General features: G+C 29.1%; 19 protein-coding genes and 1 tRNA gene. 5 read left to right on the top strand and 15 right to left on the bottom strand.

What is annotated here, in order from left to right; translation table 11 throughout:
• Window positions 1-6: 6 nt before the first annotated feature.
• Window positions 7-378, bottom strand: coding sequence for a ribosome silencing factor (rsfS, locus tag ACH2BO_RS12210; protein WP_395045009.1), 372 nt, complete (start codon window positions 376-378; stop codon window positions 7-9).
• A gap of 95 nt (window positions 379-473) precedes the next feature.
• On the opposite strand from rsfS, the gene ACH2BO_RS12215 reads away from it, so the two are divergent.
• Entirely contained in the window at window positions 474-1,205 is a 732-nt protein-coding gene (locus ACH2BO_RS12215; protein WP_395045010.1) for a biotin--[acetyl-CoA-carboxylase] ligase, read from the top strand.
• Window positions 1,206-1,242: 37 nt separating this feature from the next.
• Here the strand turns inward: ACH2BO_RS12215 and ACH2BO_RS12220 are convergent, their stop codons facing one another.
• A complete protein-coding gene (locus tag ACH2BO_RS12220; RefSeq protein ID WP_395045011.1) occupies window positions 1,243-2,328 on the bottom strand; it encodes an endonuclease in 1,086 nt (361 codons plus the stop codon).
• 6 nt (window positions 2,329-2,334) lie between these two features.
• Window positions 2,335-3,549: an RsmB/NOP family class I SAM-dependent RNA methyltransferase gene (locus ACH2BO_RS12225; RefSeq protein ID WP_395045012.1), complete on the bottom strand. Its 1,215-nt coding sequence runs from the start codon at window positions 3,547-3,549 to the stop codon at window positions 2,335-2,337.
• A gap of 137 nt (window positions 3,550-3,686) precedes the next feature.
• On the opposite strand from ACH2BO_RS12225, the gene ACH2BO_RS12230 reads away from it, so the two are divergent.
• On the top strand, window positions 3,687-4,862 hold the full coding sequence (locus ACH2BO_RS12230; protein WP_395045013.1) for a T9SS type A sorting domain-containing protein: 1,176 nt from the start codon (window positions 3,687-3,689) through the stop codon (window positions 4,860-4,862).
• 37 nt (window positions 4,863-4,899) lie between these two features.
• Here ACH2BO_RS12230 and ACH2BO_RS12235 read toward each other — a convergent pair whose 3' ends face one another.
• The 4 genes from ACH2BO_RS12235 to ACH2BO_RS12250 all read right to left on the bottom strand — a co-directional run bounded on the left by ACH2BO_RS12235 (window position 4,900) and on the right by ACH2BO_RS12250 (window position 9,627).
• Window positions 4,900-6,888 (bottom strand): KUP/HAK/KT family potassium transporter, encoded by a 1,989-nt coding sequence (locus tag ACH2BO_RS12235; RefSeq protein WP_395045014.1) that lies wholly within the window; start codon window positions 6,886-6,888, stop codon window positions 4,900-4,902.
• A 193-nt stretch (window positions 6,889-7,081) separates the two neighbouring features.
• Window positions 7,082-7,162: transfer RNA gene (locus ACH2BO_RS12240), tRNA-Tyr, on the bottom strand.
• A gap of 130 nt (window positions 7,163-7,292) precedes the next feature.
• On the bottom strand, window positions 7,293-8,417 hold the full coding sequence (locus ACH2BO_RS12245) for a redoxin domain-containing protein (protein ID WP_395045015.1): 1,125 nt from the start codon (window positions 8,415-8,417) through the stop codon (window positions 7,293-7,295).
• A 79-nt stretch (window positions 8,418-8,496) separates the two neighbouring features.
• Window positions 8,497-9,627 (bottom strand): redoxin domain-containing protein, encoded by a 1,131-nt coding sequence (locus tag ACH2BO_RS12250; RefSeq protein ID WP_395045016.1) that lies wholly within the window; start codon window positions 9,625-9,627, stop codon window positions 8,497-8,499.
• Window positions 9,628-9,750: 123 nt separating this feature from the next.
• Here ACH2BO_RS12250 and ACH2BO_RS12255 point away from each other — a divergent pair, with 123 nt between their 5' ends.
• Entirely contained in the window at window positions 9,751-11,706 is a 1,956-nt protein-coding gene (locus tag ACH2BO_RS12255) for an endonuclease (RefSeq protein ID WP_395045017.1), read from the top strand.
• 12 nt (window positions 11,707-11,718) lie between these two features.
• On the opposite strand, the gene ACH2BO_RS12260 is transcribed toward ACH2BO_RS12255, so the two are convergent.
• The 8 genes from ACH2BO_RS12260 to ACH2BO_RS12295 form a co-directional block, all read right to left on the bottom strand.
• Complete coding sequence (locus ACH2BO_RS12260) at window positions 11,719-12,498, bottom strand: RMD1 family protein (RefSeq protein ID WP_395045018.1); 780 nt, start codon at window positions 12,496-12,498, stop codon at window positions 11,719-11,721.
• A 56-nt stretch (window positions 12,499-12,554) separates the two neighbouring features.
• Window positions 12,555-13,955, bottom strand: coding sequence for a tRNA uridine-5-carboxymethylaminomethyl(34) synthesis GTPase MnmE (gene mnmE / locus ACH2BO_RS12265; protein ID WP_395045019.1), 1,401 nt, complete (start codon window positions 13,953-13,955; stop codon window positions 12,555-12,557).
• Window positions 13,956-14,039: 84 nt separating this feature from the next.
• Window positions 14,040-15,158: a DNA polymerase III subunit beta gene (dnaN, locus tag ACH2BO_RS12270; protein WP_395045020.1), complete on the bottom strand. Its 1,119-nt coding sequence runs from the start codon at window positions 15,156-15,158 to the stop codon at window positions 14,040-14,042.
• A 154-nt stretch (window positions 15,159-15,312) separates the two neighbouring features.
• The gene (gene gldG / locus ACH2BO_RS12275; protein WP_395045021.1) at window positions 15,313-17,010 is read right to left on the bottom strand and encodes a gliding motility-associated ABC transporter substrate-binding protein GldG; all 1,698 of its coding nucleotides are present in this window, start codon (window positions 17,008-17,010) and stop codon (window positions 15,313-15,315) included.
• A complete protein-coding gene (gene gldF / locus ACH2BO_RS12280; protein WP_395045022.1) occupies window positions 17,010-17,735 on the bottom strand; it encodes a gliding motility-associated ABC transporter permease subunit GldF in 726 nt (241 codons plus the stop codon). Before gldF ends, gldG begins: the two co-directional genes overlap by 1 nt.
• Window positions 17,736-17,792: 57 nt before the next feature.
• The gene (locus tag ACH2BO_RS12285) at window positions 17,793-18,089 is read right to left on the bottom strand and encodes a putative quinol monooxygenase (RefSeq protein ID WP_395045023.1); all 297 of its coding nucleotides are present in this window, start codon (window positions 18,087-18,089) and stop codon (window positions 17,793-17,795) included.
• 128 nt (window positions 18,090-18,217) lie between these two features.
• Entirely contained in the window at window positions 18,218-18,697 is a 480-nt protein-coding gene (locus ACH2BO_RS12290) for a hypothetical protein (protein WP_395045024.1), read from the bottom strand.
• Window positions 18,698-18,718: 21 nt separating this feature from the next.
• Entirely contained in the window at window positions 18,719-19,546 is an 828-nt protein-coding gene (locus tag ACH2BO_RS12295) for an S-adenosyl-l-methionine hydroxide adenosyltransferase family protein (RefSeq protein WP_395045025.1), read from the bottom strand.
• A gap of 119 nt (window positions 19,547-19,665) precedes the next feature.
• On the opposite strand from ACH2BO_RS12295, the gene ACH2BO_RS12300 reads away from it, so the two are divergent.
• The gene (locus ACH2BO_RS12300; RefSeq protein WP_395045026.1) at window positions 19,666-20,616 is read left to right on the top strand and encodes a PhoH family protein; all 951 of its coding nucleotides are present in this window, start codon (window positions 19,666-19,668) and stop codon (window positions 20,614-20,616) included.
• Window positions 20,617-20,619: 3 nt separating this feature from the next.
• Window positions 20,620-21,075, top strand: coding sequence for a hypothetical protein (locus ACH2BO_RS12305; RefSeq protein WP_395045027.1), 456 nt, complete (start codon window positions 20,620-20,622; stop codon window positions 21,073-21,075).
• Window positions 21,076-21,242 lie beyond the last annotated feature (167 nt).

The raw sequence follows: 21,242 nt of genomic DNA on the forward strand, positions 1-21,242 counted from the left end.
GTGCTTTTAGTATTTATTTTCTAAAGTTGTTATTTTGGCATCACCCCAAAGACCTTCAATATTGTAGTATTCGCGAATTTCTTTTTGAAAAACGTGCACTACAATATTTACATAATCCATTAAAACCCATTCTGCGTTATCTGAACCTTCTGTATGCCAAGGTTTGTCTTTTAGTTCTTTTGAAACCATTTTTTGTACCGAGTTTACAATTGCATTAACTTGTGTATTTGATGATCCATTACAGATAACAAAATAATCACAAACAGCTGTTTCTATTGCTCTTAAATCTAGAATTTCAATATCATTTCCTTTAACTTCTTCAATTCCTTTTATGATGCTTGTTAATAAAACATCGGTACTTGTTGTATTTTTTGCCATTTAAAATTTTATATAATTTGCAAAGGTATCATTTTTTGTCATTATTTTTGATGCTTAACATAAGTTTAAATACTGTTTTACAAAAATAATTACCAATGAAGATAATCAAACTCAGTGCCATAGATTCTACAAATGATTTTTTGAAAGATTTATCTAAGAATGAAGCGTTAGAAAATTTTACTATTGTAGTTGCACAAGAGCAAACTAAAGGTAGAGGTCAAATGGGTTCTAGTTGGAGTTCTGAAATAGGTAAGAATTTAATAATGAGTGTTTTGATTAAGAATGTTTTAGTTGATATTACTGAGATATTTCATTTGAATGTTGCAATTTCATGTGCAATAATTAAGGTTTTAAATGAAATTGATGTTCCTAAATTGAGTATAAAATGGCCTAACGACATTATGTCAGAACAAAATAAAATTGCAGGAATTTTAATTGAAAACAGTATTAAATCTGATAATACAATTGAATCTATTGTTGGGATTGGTTTTAATGTAAATCAAAAAAATTTTGAAAACCTGCCAAATGCTTCTTCAATTTCTACTATTATGAAGAAAGATTTTGATTTAGATGATTTAATGCATAAAATTATTATTCAGATAAAGAAAAATTGTGGTTTAATTTTATCCAAACAAACTTCTGTTTTATGGCAAGATTATCATTTTAATTTATTCAAGATTGGAGTACCAACTGCTTTTGAAAATGTAAATAAAATTCAATTTATGGGAATAATTCAAAAGGTTAACAATGACGGATTACTTCAAGTTATTTTAGAAGATGATACTATTGTTGTTTTTGGAATAAAAGAAGTTAAGATGTTGTATTAAAAAAAAAAAACTTCCGACGAAATCGGAAGTTTAAGTATTAGTTTATGATAACTTTCTTGGTAATAGATTGACTTTGGGAATTTAGTTTTAGGAAATAAAATCCTTGAGGTAAATTTTCTAAAGTATAAGAGTTATTGTTAAAAATTGGTTTGTTAACTTCCATAATTAATTGTCCGTTGATGCTTATTAATTGAATTTCATCAATTTGAACTGGACTTTCAATATTAATTTTATGCTCATTTGTTGGGTTAGGATAAACCACAACATTATCAATAGCTTCAAATGATTCAGAGTTTAGTAAACTTCCCCAAATTTGCATTGCATATTCTGGATGATCAATAAAAGGATTTCTATTTCCTTGTCGTGCATTTACTCCAATTGCATTGTTTCTAGCAATTTCTCTATTACTTACTGGATCATTGTTATGCCAAGTTAAAAGTACATTTATAGCAGTTAATGTAAAAACTTGGTCAGAAGTACCATTAAACATTGTAAATGTAAATGATGTAACTAAATCTTCATATCGTGTTGCAAAATACAATAACATTCTTGCAATATCACCTTTAAACTCATCGATGGGTTCAAAAACTGTTCCTGTATATCCTGCAGAATATCCTGAATTTAAATTTGGACCTCTTTTAGTTCCGTTGGAATAAATATTACTAGCTACGTTTACTTTTCCAAAAGGCAAATCTCCTCTTTGAGCATTCACATATTTATCTGATGGTACAACAAAGTGTGCATCAGAATACATTGGAGTTAAAGAACCAAATGCTGATTGTGGAATTAAATGTTCTCTATTGTATTTTTGACATTCGGCTGTTCCTCCAGTTCCATCGTCTTGATTTGTACCATAAGTGAAAGAACATTCTGGTCCAGTTGGGTTTTCAGTATACATGTCTAATAAAGTTCCATCATTTTCATAATAAAAATCTTTATCAGATGTTAAATAAGTTGTGTATAAACCAGAATAACCTCTGTCTGTGTGACCATTAATTATATTAAACAATTGAGTTTTTAGTGTGTATCCAGTTCCTGTAGCAGTATTGTAATATCCAGCAGGAATTTGTCCAAAAGAAATTGTAGCAATTAATAATAATAGTATAGATGTAATTTTTTTCATAATAATTTATAATTTTCTTTCTAGTAAAGCCATATAAAATCCATCAAAACCACTTTCGGAAGCTAATACTTTAGAATCTTTTACAAATGTAAAGCTTTTTCCAATATCGGTTGTTAAGAAGTGTTTAATTTGCTCTTGATTTTCTGATGGTAGAACTGAGCATGTTGCATAAACTAATTTTCCGCCAGGTTTTACAATTTTAGAATAATTTTCTAAAACTTCGGCTTGTATTTTTTTAATATTATCAATAAATTCAGGTTGCAATTTCCATTTAGCATCTGGATTTCTTTTTAAAACACCTAATCCGCTGCATGGTGCATCAATAAGAACTCTGTCTGCTTTTTCATGTAATTTTTTGATGACTTTTGTAGTGTTAATTATTCTATATTCAATATTAAAAGCTCCATTTCTTTTAGCTCTTAATTTTAATTGTTTTAATTTACTTTCATACAAATCCATTGCAATTAATTGACCTTTATTTTCCATTAAAGATGCCATGTGCAATGTTTTTCCGCCAGCACCAGCACAAGTGTCAACAACTCTCATTCCTGGTTGAACATCTAAAAATCTTGCAACTAATTGAGATGAAGCATCTTGAACTTCAAAAAAACCTTCTTTAAAAGCATCTGTAAGAAAAACATTGGCTCTTTCTGTCAAAACCAAAGCATCAGGTTGCTCTTTTAAAAATTCGGTTTCAATGTTTAAATCCATTAAAATTGCACGAAGTTTTTCTTTAGTAGTTTTTAAGGTATTTACTCTAAGAATAACTTTGGCTTGTTGGTTTTGAGCTGCTATTTCTTTTGTCCAAAGCGCTTCTCCAAGTTCTTTTACACCAAGTTCGTCCATCCAATCTGGAATAGATTCGCGCATTTTTCTAATTTTTGACAACTCATCAAATTTTCCTTTTATTTTTCTTTCTGGAGTTCCTTCAAGTTGTCTCCAATCTGGAATAGGATATCCGCGTAAAACTGCCCAAGTTGCAAACATTCTCCATAAATCTTCACGATTAAATGGTTCTTTAACGTCAGCAATTTCTGCATATAATCGTTTCCAACGAACAACTTCGTATATGGTTTCGGCAACAAATTTTCTGTCGGAACTTCCCCAACGTTTGTCTTTTTTTAGTGCTCTTGCAACTACTTTATCTGCATATTCACCTTCGTTAAATATTGCATTTAGCGAATCGATTGTAGTGTAAACTAAATTTCGGTGTAATCTCATTGTTTTAAAAAATCAGCGTGCAAAGGTATTGCTTTTTTATGTTGCATTAACGAAGTTTTAATTTTGTTTATAATTAATTGATGTTAAAATATTTAAATAGTTTTTTGTTATATTTGAATTATATTATATTAATTAGCATGAAACATTATACTTTTTCTATTATTGTTTGCCTTTTTTTATGTTCAGTGGCAAATTCTCAAACTTATCAAATTGGTCATACAACAGTAAATTTTATTGATACCAGTAGAAGTAATAGGAGTATTGCAACTGAGATTTATTATCCAGCAGATGTTGCAGGTGATAATGTTGCAATAACAAGTCAAAATACAATTCAGTTTCCAAGTTTAGTTTTTGGACATGGATTTGTAATGACTTGGGATGCTTATCAAAATTTTTGGAATGCACTTGTTCCAAATGGTTACATAATTGCTTTTCCAAAAACAGAAGGTTCTTTCTCTCCATCACATTTAGAATATGGAAAAGATTTAGCTTTTGTAATTAATCAGATGAATTTTTTAGGTACACAATTAACATCTATTTTTTATAATAGAGTAAGTTCTATGAATTCGGTAATGGGACACAGTATGGGTGGCGGTTCTTCGTTTTTGTCTGTTCAATTGAATTCTAATATAAAAACAATAGTAAATTTTGCTTCAGCAGAAACTAATCCATCTGCAATTGCAGCAGCAGGAACTGTAAATATTCCGTCATTAATTTTTGCTGGAGCAAATGATTGTGTTTCACCACCAAGTGCAAATCAATTGTCAATGTATAATTCTCTTGTGAGTTCTTGCAAGACATATGTTAGTATAATTGGAGCAAGTCATTGTCAGATGGCAAATAGTAATGCTTTGTGTAGTTTTGGAGAATCAACTTGTTCGCCAACTCCCACAATTACTAGAACTGCACAGCATGCCAAAATTTTCAGTTATTTAATTCCTTGGTTGGATTATCAATTAAAAGCTAATTGTTCACAAGGCAATGTTTTTGACAATCAAATTACAACAGATTCTAGTATTACTTTTTTGAAAAATTGTATTCAATGTAATAATTTAAATTCAGTCGAATTAAACAATGATATTGATTTGATTGTTTTGTTTCCAAATCCTTCAAGAGATTTTATTACAATAAAGGGATTTTCTGAAAAAGAATATCTTCTTAAAATTTTTGATATAAATTCTAAAGTAATTTTAGAACAAAGTTTTACTGAAGTAATAAATATTGATACTTCAAAATATTCTTCTGGAGTTTATTTTTATGAAATTATTGACACAAATAATTCAATAAAAAAAGGTAAATTCATTAAACAATAATTTAAAGAATTTACCTTTTTAATTTCTAATGATAAGATTAATGACTATTTCTAGTAGTTTCTAATCGTTTCATGTTAATAATTTCTGGTGGATGAAGTACCAATGGAAATTGCTCTACTTTAACCGAACTACTGTCTAATCCAAAACCTTTTTCTTCAGACAAACTTAGTTTTTTCATCATGAAGTAGGTGTTTAAAACAATTTTTTCAAAGAAAGTTAAATCGCCATCATTTGATAAAAATTTCTCTGAAAGGACAAATTTGAAATCACCAATAATATTGTTTTTATTTAAAGATTCATAACGGCTTGTAATATCAACTTCACCATTTTTCACCATATCTTTAATTACTTCTTTGAACATTAAATTAATTTTTGTTGGCTCTCTAAAACCTAGATAAAAATCAATTCTATAAATGTCATCTTTTATTATTTCTGATACTTTATATTCTTTTTTATAAGGTTCATTAAGAATATTTACGTGAATAAACCAATAAATATCGGCACGTTTTGGTCTTTTTTGTAAAATAGAATACATTACTTTTTCCTCAATTTCATCTACTCTATTAGAATTGGTCATATAAATTAAATGAGTTGCATATTTTGGAATTGATAAATCAACACTCAATTCGGCAAGAACTTTTTTATATGTTTCAATCTTTACAATTTTAGTATAGCTATGACTTATTTTTTTAGCCATATACCAAGTTGCCATAATAGCAATAAGAACAACAGCAATAATTAATGTAACAAAACCTCCATGAATGAATTTTGGTAAAATTGCAGCTAAGAAACTTAGTTCAATTACTAAATAAATTGATATTAGAGAACCTATAAAATACCATTTTACACGCTTCATTATTAGATAGTAATTAAGTAAAATAGTTGTCATGATCATGCAAAGTACAATTGCCAAACCATAAGCATGTTCCATTTCGCTTGATTCTTTAAAATATAAAACTATACCAACACAACCAAAAAATAATAACCAGTTTGTTGAAGGTATGTATAATTGACCTTTTAAATCGGTTGGAAAGTTGATTTTTACTTTAGGCCAAAAATTCAATCTCATTGCTTCATTTATCAATGTAAACGAACCACTTATTAAAGCTTGAGAAGCAATAATTGCAGCCAAAGTTGCAATTACAACACCAATTGGTTGAAACCAAGTTTCCATCATTAAATAAAAAGGATTTCCGTTTTCGCCACCTAATTCTAATAAAGTTTTTCCTTCTTGACTTATTAAATATGCACCTTGACCAAAATAGTTTAGAAGCAACATTATTTTAACAAAAATCCAACTAATTCTAATGTTTTTTCTTCCACAATGTCCCATGTCAGAGTATAATGCTTCTGCTCCAGTGGTACATAAAAAAACTGCACCAAGAACAAAGAAACCTTCAGGATGTATCATCAATAATTCGTAGGCGTAATATGGGTTTATGGCATTAAAAACTGAAAAATCATTTGAAATTTGAATTATTCCTAAAATCCCAAGCATTGAAAACCATACAAGCATTATAGGCGCAAAGAATTTTCCAACAAGCTTAGAACCAAATTGTTGTATTGAAAACAATACAAATAAAATACAAATTACAATTATTTGTATGTTTCTTGTTGTCATTGGATAAAAGTTATTTACACCTTCAACGGCAGCCGAAATAGAAATTGGTGGTGTAATTATTCCATCAGCGAGTAGTGCGCTTCCGCCAATAACTGCTGGTACAATGAGCCATTGAACTTTTGTTCTTTTTACTAATGCATATAAAGCAAAAATTCCTCCTTCGCCATGATTATCGGCACTTAAAGTTATTACTACATACTTTAAGGTAGTTTGTAATGTTAATGTCCAAAAAACACATGAAATTCCGCCTAAAACAATGTCTCTAGAAATGGCATATCCACCAATAATTGATTTCATTACATACAGTGGCGATGTTCCAATATCTCCGTAAATTATACCTAATGTTATTAAAAGACCAGCAGCAGATAGCTTGCTATGAAGATTTTGATGACTTTGAGAGCTCATATATAATTATTAAAAAAGAGTACAAATGTATTGTTTTAATTGTTTTAAATAAAAAAAGTATAAAAAATATTTTATATAGAAATATGTTTACAAAATTTGTCTTTGTTAAACTCGCGAAGAAAGCTTTCATAATATATAAACAAAAAAAACGTACAAGATTAATTGTACGTTCTTTTAATAATATTATCATTTGTGGAGAGAGCAGGATTCGAACCTGCGAAGTTCACACAGCAGATTTACAGTCTGCCCTCGTTGGCCGCTTGAGTATCTCTCCAAAAAGCTAATGCGGTTGCAAATATAAAAACACTTTTGGTGTTTGCAAACTTATTTAAAATTTAATTTTAGAATAAAGTTTAATGTTTTGGTAATGAATTAAATAAAAAAATACTTCGTTAAGGTTTTTATTATTTTGCTAAAAGTTCAATAATTTTAGCTCTTAATAAATCGCCTCTTAAGTCTTTTGCAACAATTCTTCCTTCGGAATTTAATATATATGTTGAAGGAATTGATTGAACTTTATAAAGTTTAGCAATTGGATCTTCCCAAAATTTTAAATTTGAAACTTGTGTCCAAGTAATTCCATCTTTTTCTATGGCTTTTTTCCAATCTACCAGCGTTTTGTCTAGAGAAACACCAACAATATTTAATCCTTTGGAGTGAAATTCATTATACAAAGCTACAACGCTAGGATTTTCTCTTCGGCATGGACCACACCAAGATGCCCAAAAATCTATTATTGTAACTTTTCCTAAAGATTTTTTTAATGAAATTACTTTTCCGTCAGGATTTGGAGCTGAAAAATCTGGTGCTAAATCATTTATAGAAATAGATTTGAAATTATTAATTTTTGTTTGAATTTCCTTTCCTGGCTTTGTGATTTTAAGAGTACTATCTAATTTGGCAAAGGTTTTTTTAATTCTTTCAATATCAGCTTTTGGATTATTTACTTCTTGTAAAAGCACTAATAATGATATAAAAGATTTTGGGTTTTGCTCTGGATAATTCTTAGAATATAAAACTGCTTCCTCTTGAATTTTATTGTATTCTTTGAACAATTTGTTTACTGTAATAGTGTCTTTTATTGCTTGAGCTTCAGTAACTTTTTGCATATTCAAATCTTGAAATTTTTTCAATCTTACTTGAACTTTATTTATGTTACCACTAAACTCTGAAAGGTAATCGTTGTTTTTGGTGCCACCAATTTTACTTTTGCTAATACTGTCTTTGTAAGCTAAAACATCAATTTTGCCTTCTTCTAAAATAAATGCAATTTTGCCTTCGGTATTTTTTAATTGTAATAAATGAATTGTTGGTTCAAGAACCTTTCCTTTAAAACTGAATTTTCCTGCTATGACCTTTGTGCTATCTACAATTATTAAAGTATTGTTTTCGTCTATTTTTTCTAATGTTATTAAGCTACCATCCGCAACATTATTTATTGTTCCAGAAATTAAATAATCATTTATTATAATTTTTGAAAAAGAGAAAAGTATAAACGATGTTACTACAACTAATATTATTTTTTTCATTGCTTTTTTTTGTAAATGTATTAATAAATTAAAACAAAAAAATCTCCGATTGGAGATTTTTTTAACTGTTATCAAATTATTATTTAGCAGCCAACAATTCTTCAATTTTAGCTCTTAATTCTTTGCCAGATAAGTCTTTAGCTACTACAACTCCAAAACTATTTAAAACAAATGTTTTTGGAATTGAATTTATGCCATATTGAACTGCAATTGGATCTTTCCATTTTTTAAGATTTGAAACGTGTGTCCAAGTTAATCCATCTTTTGCAATTGCTTCTGTCCATTTTGTTGCATCTTCATCCAATGAAACTCCAATAATATTTAAACCTTTAGCATGAAATTCATTATATAATGCAACTACATTTGGGTTTTCTTGTCTGCATGGTGCACACCAAGAAGCCCAAAAATCTATGATTGTAACTTTTCCTAATGTTTCTTTTAACGAAATCACTTTTCCTTCAGGAGATTTTGCAGAAAAATCTGGAGCTCTTTTTCCAACATCAACTTTCTTGAATTCTTTTAATTTTTTTAATATTTTTTTTCCTTCGGTATTGTTTTTCAAACTTTCATCTAAACCATTATAATATTTTTCTATTAATTGTAAATCTGGTTCAAACTCTGCAAATAAACTACCTATTAGTAATGTAGAAATATATGATTTTGGATTTCCTTCAATATATTTTACAACATAATCTTTTAGCTTTTTTTGTAAAACAGCATAATCTGCTTGAAGTTGTTTTATCGTTTTTTGGTCATTTTCATTTTGAGCAATGGCCAATTTAGATTGGTTTTTGTATTCAAATTCTTTAATCGTAGCTTGAAATTCATTTCTTTTATCAGTAAAAGATTGCATTTCATCATTATTATAAGTTCCGCTAATTCTAGTTTTTTGAATAGAATCTTTATCAATAACCATTTTTATTTCACCAGTTTCTAGAATTGTATAAAATGTTTCAACATTGATTCCTTCAATTTGAATAAGGTGCATAAAAGGTTCTTTAACTTTACCTTTAAAAGTAAATTTTCCATCTTTTACACTTGTAGTATCAATAGGAATCATGCCTAGAGAATCATCTTGTTTGTGCAAAACCACTTTTTTTCCGTTTGCAATTCCTTTAGCTTCACCTTCTAAAATAAATTCACCATCTTTTACTTTACTACAAGAAAATAATAAAGTTGATAATAGTGCAATAAATGCTATTTTTTTCATTTTATGTTTATTAAAAATTTTTGGCAAAAGTATTTAAAATTTAATAAAATCAAATCAATTTTAAGATATGTTTTAGAATGATGACAATAATATGTTTAACTTTGACCCTTAAATAAAATTGTAATGTTTAAAAATATTTTTCTTCTTTTTTCTTTTTTTTATTGTCTAATTGGACATACACAAATTGTTATTAATGAACTTGATTGTGATACTCCAAGTACTGACGATAGAGAGTTTATAGAATTAAAATCGGCGACTCCAAATTTTGCTCTTGATGGTTATGTTTTAGTTTTATTTAATGGAACTGGTACTCAAGCAAATATGAGTTATTATGTTATAGATTTAGATGGTAATTCAACTGATGTAAACGGAATTTTTGTTATTGGAAATACATTAGTATCACCTGTTCCAGAAAAATTATTGCCAGATAATATTTTTCAAAATGGTCCCGATGGTGTTGGGTTATATCTAGGAAATTCTTCTGATTTTCCAAATTTAACTCAAGCTACAACAACTAATTTAATTGATGCTTTGGTTTATGACACTGGCGATGCAGATGCAACTGCATTGATGGCATTTCTTGGCGTTGTTTCTCAAATAGATGAAAACGCCAATGGTTTACAAGCAACACAATCTATTCAAAGAAAGAATGATGGAACTTATGAAACTAAAACTCCAACTCCAGGTGCAAATAATGATGGAAGTGGTATTGTTTATAATGGATTGTCAATTGTTGTAAATCCGTTGCAATATAATGAAGGACAAACTTTTAATATATCAATTACTTCACAAACAAATGTAACTTCAACGACCAATTTTAATATTTCACTTTCAAGCGGAAGTTTTAATACTTCAGATTATACAGGAAATGTTGCGGTTTCAATTCCGATAGGAACAAATAGTTTTACAACTACAATTACTTTAATCGATGATGTTATTGATGAAGGAGATGAAGTTGCAAAAGTGAAATATACATCTGTTCCATCAGGTTTTAATAGGTTAAATGATAATATTAATATTAGAATTATAGACAATGATTTTTACACATTACCATTTGGTACACCATTAAATCCAACTTACGGAAATGTTTCTAGCACAGCACCATCAGGATATTATTCTAGTTTAGAAGGACTTTCTGGTGCAGCATTAAAACAAGCATTGCAAAATATTATTGCCAATCCAAGTGTGGTTAGAGAACACAATTATGGTGATATAGAAACTATTTTAAAGGCATGTGATCAAAACCCATTAAATAGTAATCAAGTTTGGTTAATGTATGTTGAGCAACCAAGATCAAAATTAGATTTGCAAGAAACAGGAATAAATACTGGAAAGTGGAATAGAGAGCATATTTATCCTCAATCTCGTGGCGGATTTACCGATGGAACTTCAGGAATTGCCGATGGAATAAATGTATGGTTGCCAACAGATGCCAATGATATTTTGGCTGGTCATGCAGATGCACATCATATTCGTGCCGAAGATGGTCCAGAAAATAGTATTAGAAACAATAAAGATTATGGAGAATATGTTGGTCCGGCAGCAACACAAGGAAGTTGGCGTGGAGATGTTGCTAGAGCATTATTTTACATGGCTGTTAGATACAATGCTTTGAGTGTTGTAAACGGAAATCCAGCAAACACAACGGTAGGACAAATTGGAGATTTGTCATTATTGCTACAGTGGAATGTAACTGATCCGAAAGATGATTTTGAAATGAACCGCAACAATTATATTTATACTTGGCAAGTAAACAGAAATCCATTTATAGATTATCCTAATTTGGCCGATTATATTTTTGGTACAAACGTTGGTCAGCCATGGTTTTCAACTTTATCAAATGCTAATTTTAATGAAGATAGAGTAGTGGTTTATCCTAATCCTGCTAAGGATTTTATTACCATTTCTGGATTAGAATCTGATGGTAAAATAGAAATTTTTAATACAATTGGTTCAAAAGTATTTGAGACTACATTTGTTGGAGAAAAAGAAATTCCTGTTGATTTAGAAGCTGGAATTTACTTTGCTAGAATTACTTCGGATGGTAAGAGTTTTGTTAAAAAGATTGTTGTGGAGTAAAAATTTCAATAATTAATGATATTTAAGTGCAATAATAATTTCAATAACAATTAATATTATTATTATCCATTCTAGACGAGAACTTTCACGAACATTTAAAACATCTGTAAAAAGTTTTAAATTTTCTTCTACAATTTTTAACCGATAATCAAGATCTTTAAAACGTGTATTTATATCAAAATTTGATTTAAGTTGTTTGTTCAGTAAATTAAGGTCTTCATTATCCCAAACCAAATTTGGATCATCAAGAATATAAAGATTATCTACGATACTGTTTTTTACATTTAAAACTTTGCCAATGTATTTAAGTAAATTTATTTTTGAAATACTAATTTTTCCTTTATTTTCAAGTTCTAAAATATAGGTTTTTGATGATGTGATTAATTTATCTGTTAATACTTCATAATGTTCTAGTGCTACAGATTGCCCAATATTTAGCATTACAATTCGTAATACAGAGGGTTCAATTTTAGAAACAATAACATAGTTATTTTTTACAATTGATTTTAATTTTTTTTCATCTACTTCAATTCTATATTCTTCGGATAAATCTAAATTTACTTGATCAATTGCATAATTATTTACTATTTGGATAAATTCATTTTTATCAGCAATATTATAGTTTGCAAATACTAGAACTCCGTAATCAAAAATATATAAATACTTATTATTTTCTAGTTCATAAAAAATTTCTGAAGTAGAACCAGAATGAGCTTCGACAAGAAAATCTGTTCTAAATTTCTTAATATTAAACGATTCTGCAACTTGAATAGCTTCAATTTTTATTTGCATAACAATAATTTTATTAATACAAATTTATAAAAAATTTAATTAAGTAAGTGCCTGAATTACTTTCCGATGCAAAAATTCGCAAAAATATTACCTAACAGTTCATCATTAGTAACTTCGCCAGTAATTTCACCAAAGTAATACAACGCTTGTCTAATATCAATAGCCATTAAATCTGAAGGTAAATTGGTTTGGATTCCGTATTTTACTTTTGAGATTTCTTCCAATGCTTTTAATAACGAATCGTAATGTCTTGTGTTTGTGATGATTGTTTCGTTATTCCGTAAAGCACCAGTATTTACAAATGATAGTAACTGATTTTTAAGTTCGTCAATTCCGGTTTTGTTTTTGGCACTTAGAAATATTTGTTTCAAATTTAAAGTTTCAAGTTCTTTATGTAGTTTTTGAAGTTCTTTCTCATTAAGTTGGTCAATTTTATTTGCAACAATTAAAATTTCTTTAAGCGGATATTTGTTTTTAATTTTTTCGATTTCTACTACGAATTCAGAACCTGAAACCTGAAACATTAAACTATCCATTAAGTAAATAACTACTTGAGCTTGCTCAATTTTTTCAAATGTTTTTTTAATTCCAATGCTTTCAATAACATCTTTAGTTTCACGAATTCCTGCTGTATCGATAAATCTAAAACCAATTCCGCCAATAGTTAATTCGTCTTCAATAGTATCGCGAGTTGTTCCTGCAATTTCTGAAACTATTGCTCGTTCTTCGTTTAATAATGCGTTTAACAATGTAGATTTTCCTACATTTGGTTCACCAACAATTGCAACAGGAATTCCGTTTTTTATTACATTTCCAACTGCAAAACTGTCTATTAATCGTTTAAGAACAAATTCTATTCGGTTTAATAAATCATTGAATTGTGTTCTATCTGCAAAGGCAACATCTTCTTCGGCAAAGTCTAATTCTAGTTCGATTAAAGATGCAAAATTTAATAATTCTTCACGTAATTTTGATATTTCATTACTAAATCCGCCACGCATTTGTTGCATCGCAATTTGGTGTGAAGCTTCGTTATCTGATGAAATTAAATCGGCAACAGCTTCGGCTTGAGATAAATCTAATTTTCCGTTAAGAAAAGAACGTAAAGTAAATTCACCTGCTTGTGCCATTCGGCAACCTTTTCGAAGTAATAATTGAATAATTTGTTGTTGGATGAAAGTTGAACCGTGACATGAAATTTCTATTACATTTTCGCCAGTGTATGAATTTGGATTTTTAAAAATAGAAAGTAAGACTTGGTCATAGATTTTGCTTCCGTCAACTATTGTTCCAAGATGAATGGTATGTGTTTTTTGGGTTGCTATATCTTTTCCAGAAACCGATTGAAAAACTTGTGATGCAATAGTTATTGCTTCATTTCCTGACATTCTAATAATGGCAATTGCTCCAGCTCCAGATGGTGTTGCGAGAGCTACAATGGTTTCTTGGTGTATCATTTGGCAAAGATACTATTTTGCATAAAAAAATCGTCAAGTTTTATCAACAAGACGATTTCTTCAACTATAGTTTGGTTAGTAATTCTAATTGTTAAGCATCACTGGCATTACAAGCATTGTAACGGTTTCGCCTTCGTCAAGACCATCAACTGGAGTTAGAATTCCCGCGCGGTTTGGCATTGACATTTCTAGTTGAATTTCGTCAGATTGTAAGTTGGTTAACATTTCTAATAAAAAACGTGAGTTAAAACCAATTTGCATATCATCTCCTTGATAATCACAGGTCAATCGTTCTTCGGCTTTGTTAGAGTAATCTATATCTTCGGCAGAAATATTTAATTCGGCACCAGCAATTTTCAAACGAATTTGATGTGTGGTTTTATTTGAAAAAATTGCTACTCGACGAACAGAATTAAAGAATTGTGATCTATCGATTAACAATTTATTTGGATTTTCTTTTGGTATAACGGCTTCATAATTTGGATATTTTCCGTCAATTAATCTACAAGTTAAAATATAATTTTCAAAAGAGAAAGTTGCATTAGCATCATTGTAATCAATTTTTACTTCGGCATCAGAAGCTCCAAGAATACTTTTAAGGATATTTAATGGTTTTTTTGGCATAATAAAATCGGCAACTTGGGATGCTTTTACATCTGTTCTTGCATATTTTACTAATTTGTGTGCGTCTGTTGCAACAAATATTAATCCTTCTGGCGAAAACTGAAAGAAAACACCACTCATTACTGGACGTAAATCGTCGTTTCCTGCGGCAAATATAGTTTTGCTTATTGCAGTTGCTAAAACTTCGGCTGGAACTAATGTTGTTGATGGATTGTCTAAACTTACAGATTTAGGAAATTCTTCTCCTGGAGCATAAGCAATTGCATATTTTCCAGAATTTGAACTTATTTCTATAGTACTATTTTCTTCAACAGTAAATGTTAAAGGTTGCTCTGGAAATGTTTTTAGAATATCTAATAACAATTTGGCTGGCACAGCAACGCTTCCTTTATCTGTAGATTCTATTTCTAGAGTTGCCGACATTGTAGTTTCTAAATCTGAAGAAGAAACAGTTAATGATTTTTTATCTAATTCAAACAAAAAATTGTCTAGAATTGGTAAGGTATTGCTACTATTAATAACACTACCTAGAACTTGTAGTTGTTTTAATAAATATGAACTTGATACAATAAATTTCATCTGTAATTTTTATTTATTTTTATTGGAAGATGTAATGCTTTTTAAACTACTAATCAAAAAAACATCTTTTCTTGAAGCAATTCATCCGTAAATTTTATTTATTTTTTACAAATATATCTTAAAGAAGTCGATTTTAAAAAGAAATTTATTAACATTACTTAGCATATTTTCTTTTTCTTAGGAAAGTAAAGACCAATCCGAAAACCAATAAAATTATTATTGGAACTCCGACAGTTATGATTTGTGAAAAAGTATAATTTTGAGAAACTTTCTCTTTATCTAAAATTGGTAAATCAATTTCTTTACTTCTAATGTTAATAAGTCCGTTATCATCAAGAAGATAATTCAAACAATTCATCATAAATTCTTTGTTTGCATATAAATTATTGGTCCATTTATCAAATCCTAATTCTAATGGTTGGTAGTTTTTATCAATTTGATTTTTTACTACATCACCATCCGATATAATAATCATTTTATTTTCTTTTCCGATAGGAGAGAAGTCATTATCTTTAAATGGTAGAACTCTATTTTGATATACTGAATTAAATTTTCCTTCCATTAAAACCGCAACAGGAAGGTTTCCTTTATCTGTAAATTCTTTTTGGTCTGGTCGTTCTTCAACCATATTTAGGTTTACTTCGGTTGGTGTTCCAACTGCTTTAGAATAAGGTGAACTTTGTAGTAAAATAGTTTTTTTAATATTGTTATTGAGTATTTCTATAGGGTTTGTAAACTCAAATTTGATTCCGTCTAGATTACTAACAATTGGGTTAATTTTAGATTTATCGTTATTATCAACAGGATAAATCATTGGAGAATAAAACCAAGCAAATTTAGTATATTGAGTTGCACTTCCTTGTTCGCCAGTTGCAAGTGATATTGGAGTTGCCATTAAATCTTTGACCAAATCGGGTTTTATTCTAACACCATATTTGAAGAACATATCGTTTAAATTTAAATCTCTTGGAAAAGCTAAATTTACCCCATTATTCATTAAACTATCCATTTCCATATTGACTTGATCTACTAGCCAAAGTGTTTTGCCACCATTGATAATATATTGGTCAAGAACTTGTTTTTCTTGGTCAGAAAACGCTTCGGTTGGTTTGGCAATAATTGCTATATCATATTTTTTAAGTGCAATTAAAGTTTTTTCTGGGCTTTTGGCTACAGAATCTAATGTAAATGGTCCGATGTAATAATTTTCGCGAACTGACTTTAAAAAATCGGCAATTTGAAGTTCATGTAATTCACCATTTCCTTTAATGATTGCTACTTTTTTCTCACGAGTTTTAGATACTGTGTTGAAAGCATTTGCAAAAGCATATTCTAGATGTTGCACGGAACTAACTACTTTTTCGGCAGTTGATGCGCCCATCATGTTTTTGAGTAAAGGAACTTTGGTACTTTTATTTCCATAGGTTACAACTGCCCATGGAAAAACTACTTCTTGAGTTTGTTTTCCTTTTTCGTTTAGTGTAACGTTTAATGGAGTTAAACCTCTATCATAGAAGGATTGCATCACTACATCGCGTTCATCTTCGTTCTCTAAAGGATTTACAAATTGAAATACAATATTAGAGTTTATGGCTTTATATTCTTCTAATAATTGTTGGGTTTCTGTTTGTAATTTTTTGAATTCTCCAGGAAAATTTCCTTCTAAAAAAACATCAACATATAAAGGTTGTTTTACTTCTTTTATTATATTTAATGAGGTTTGAGATAGTGTATAACGATTGTCTGTAGTTAAATCGAAACGCTTGAAAAAGAAATGTGCAACAAAATTTATTAGTATCAAAAATCCAATAATAGTAAGTAGTTTTTTTAGGTATGACTTTTTATTTTTCATTAGGATTTTAGCGATTTTAGTTTATAAACAGTCATTGATAAAAATAGTGTTGCAATACTAACAAAATATAATACATCTCGAGTATCTATAACGCCTCGACTCATGCTTTTAAAATGGTAATCCATACCGAAACGAGCTATTATATCTTCAAAATCTTTAAATTGAGATGCAATTCCTTGAAAAGCAAAATAAAAAATAAAGCATAAAAAAACCGAAGTTATGAAAGCCACAATTTGATTTTCGGATAATGTTGAAGTAAAAATTCCGATCGAAGTATAAGCTGCAATTAGAAATAATAAACCGAAGTAAGAACCCATTGTGCTTCCCATATCGATATTTCCTTTTGGTATTCCTAAACTATTAATGACGTAAACGTATATAAATGTTGGAATTATTGCAATTACAATTAGTATGAAAGCGCCGAAGAACTTTCCGCCAACGATTTCCCAAATAGATATTGGTTTGGTCATCAATAATTCAATGGTTCCTTGCTTTTTTTCGTCAGAGAAACTACGCATGGTTACTGCAGGAATTAGAAAAATTAATATCCAAGGTGAAATTGTAAAAAACGGAGATAAATCGGCAAAACCGCTGTTTAAAATATTAAAATCGCCTTCAAAAACCCAAAGGAATAATCCGTTGAGAAATAAGAAAATTGCGATTACTAAATATCCAATTGGTGTACCAAAAAAGGATTTTATTTCTCTTAATAGAATTGATTTCATATTTTATTTGCCACGAAGGCGCTAAGTCACTAAGTTATTTGTCTATTCTCTATTCTCTTATTCCAAAGAAACTAATTTATCTACACTCCAAGCTTCGGGTTTATTGTTGAATAATTTCTTTGTAAAGGTCCAAACTTCATCAAATAATGCTGATTGTCTGTAATTTTCTAAATCTTGTTCTCTTTCCCAATAACTATAGGTAAAGAAAATGTTTTTATTGTTTTTATCTTGATACAATTCTAGTAAACGATTTCCTGGCGCATTTCGTATAAGGACTTTCATTTGTTCGAAATTTTCTAGAAATGCAGATATGTTTTCTTGGTGAAATGATAATTTTACTATTCGTACTATCATACTTTAAATTACTATATTATAATTAATTTTGGAAAACTGATTTAAGAAATTATAGAAATCTATAATTAATAATTGATATTAAAACAACTATCTGTTCATAAAATAGTCTTTAAACAATTCTATTTCATCTAGTTCAAATGCAAGTTGTTTTTCAAATACTTATCACCAACTTGGCTTTTCAAGGCAGAAATTCCTACATCAATCAATCTTAAACCTTTTTCTGTCAATAAAATATTATCAAATGCTAATCCTTGAATATCTGATGGCCATTTTAAATCTTTGTGAACAAATCCGGCCTTGTGTAATGCTTTTATTTCATCATAAAACACATCAAACCATAACTCTCTATTTTCAACTTCATAAGCCCTAAAATCGATTGGATGAATACGTTCCATAACCAACATTTCGGCTTGAATATCTTCATTATTATCTAAGCGTATAAATTTTACGACTAAATCATTTATAGTATTTGCAAACTTCATTTTTTCGGCTTCCGAACCTAAATCAGAACGTGTATCGCCAGTAAAAAGTTTAGCAACTTCATCATTATTCAAAACAATAACAGTGTTGTTTGCTCCTGAAGATAACTTACATGGATATTTTTTCATAATTAAGTTGCGTTTAAATAATTAATCATTAAAATTTATCATTACAAAATCTCTATAAGTCAACCCCAATAGTGATGATGCTGTTCCTACTTTAGGGTTTCCTTTATAAATTCCAATTTCTAAAAAACCTGCTTCATTAAAAATAGCTAATGATTTTCCCATAATTGCGCTTAATGATTGTTTATCGGATGTTTCAATATCAGAATATTTGGCAAATATAGTTTTTACTTTTCTGCTTTTAAAATTGACTTCATATGGTCTTCCTTTAGCAATATCGGTAAATAATTTTCTAGAAATATTGGTCACTGCGTTTCCAAAATGGTCAATATAAACTACATAACCTTTTATAGAAGTTAAGTTGGTTGCTATTACAGGTTGCAATTCGGTTACTTCTTTAATTTCTTTAATTTCTTTTCCAATAACGTTTAGTAATCCTCCTTTTGCCAAATGAACAGCTACTTTTACAAAAACATCCATATCTGTTGCTTCTGGCAATAATCTGTCGTGAATATTAATTGAAACTATTTTTTGAGGTTTAATTTTTTGAATTAACATGCTTAAAATTCCGTTATCGGCACAAATAAAAAAATGGTCATTCCATTGAATAGCAATGTGTTGGTTGTTATTAGTTAAACTAATATCAACACCAATTAAATGCACAGTTCCTTTAGGAAAGCTATTAAAAGCAGAATTTATAAGATAACTTGCTTCACTAATATTAAATTGATCAACATTGTGAGATATGTCAACTATCACAGCTTGTTGATATTGCGATAGAATTTTCCCTTTTAAAGCACCAACAAAGTGGTCTTTTAATCCATAATCGGTAGTAAGGGTTATTATTGACATAAAATTGTTTATAACTAAATGATGAATTTAATCAAGTGGCTTGTTAAATTTCATTAAATTTGAAATGATTGCAAAGCTAATAATATTTAGCAAAAAACTAATTAAAAAACTCCTTCCATTTGAACGAACGTATCATAGAATTACACGACATCGCTCCAAAAGAATTTTGGGGTGCACAAGACACTCATCTTGAAACAATTAAAAAGTATTATCCAAAACTTAAAATTGTTGCTCGCGGCACAACGCTCAAGGCATTTGGAGAAAAAGCTGAACTTGACGAATTTGAAAATCGATTCAATAGATTGATGCTTCATTTTACTCGATATAATAATATTGATTCTAATGTTATTGAAAGAGTAATTCATAGCAATTCGCAAGAAGAACAGCGCATGCCAGACCATGATAAGATTTTGGTTCATGGCATTGGTGGTAAACTTATAAAAGCGATGACACCAAATCAGCAAAAAATGGTAGAATCTATTTATAAAAATGATATGGTTTTTGCAGTTGGTCCGGCTGGAACAGGAAAAACATATACTGGAGTTGCACTTGCAGTAAAAGCTTTGAAAGAGAAACAAGTGAAACGAATTGTATTAACACGTCCTGCGGTTGAAGCTGGAGAAAATCTTGGTTTTCTTCCTGGTGACATGAAAGAAAAACTTGATCCATACATGCAACCATTGTATGATGCTTTGCGAGATATGCTGCCACCACAAACGCTAGAAGATTATATTTTAAAAGGAATTATTCAAATTGCACCGTTGGCTTTTATGCGTGGTAGAACTTTGGATAATGCTTTTGTAATACTTGATGAAGCTCAAAATACTACACATTCTCAAATGAAGATGTTTTTGACTCGTATGGGAAAAAACGCAAAATTTATCATTACTGGTGATCCAGGACAAGTTGATTTACCTCGAAGAACAATTTCTGGATTGAAAGAAGCCATATTGATATTGAAAGATGTTGAAGGAATTGGAATTATTTACCTAGATGATAAAGATATTGTAAGACACCGATTGGTTAAAAAAGTAATTGATGCATATAAAAGTATTGAGAATTTAGATTAAATAATGAAAAAATACTTTAAATACTCAAATGGTTTTGTAAACATTAACGACGAGAATTTATTTTTAACTAATTCTGGAAATTGGTCAGAAACTCATGATTTGCTTGAGAAATCGCCAAAATCTATTAGACAAAATTCTCTTAAACAATTTAAGATTTATAGTTTTCTTGTTATTATTGTTTGTATTGGTTTGCTGATGATGGCTAGAAGTAAAAATGGATTTCTTCCTTTTGGGTTTATTGGTATTGGCGTAGCAGCTTTTTTTTATATGAAACGAGAAACAGGAAAACGCTATAAAATTCCGATTTCAAAAATAAAGGATATTGAAATTAATGATGATATTGCAAAGATTTTTTTTAATAATGCAAATAATGTCGAAGATTGTGAAGAAATTTCTAGTGTTGAAACTAAAGGATTGAGTATTTTGAAAGAACTGAACAAGAATATTAAAATCAATTAATCACTATTTGAATTTTAAAAAAATATAAGTTCTATATTTTTATTTTTTGTTTTTGTTTCCAAATCTATACTATTTTGAAAACAAAAACAAAAAATAAAAATATAGAACTTATATTTTTTTAAAATTCAAATAGTGATTAATTGATTTTAATATTCTTGTTCAGTTCT

The sequence above is a fragment of the Flavobacterium sp. genome (assembly GCF_043773265.1).
Classification (GTDB): domain Bacteria; phylum Bacteroidota; class Bacteroidia; order Flavobacteriales; family Flavobacteriaceae; genus Flavobacterium.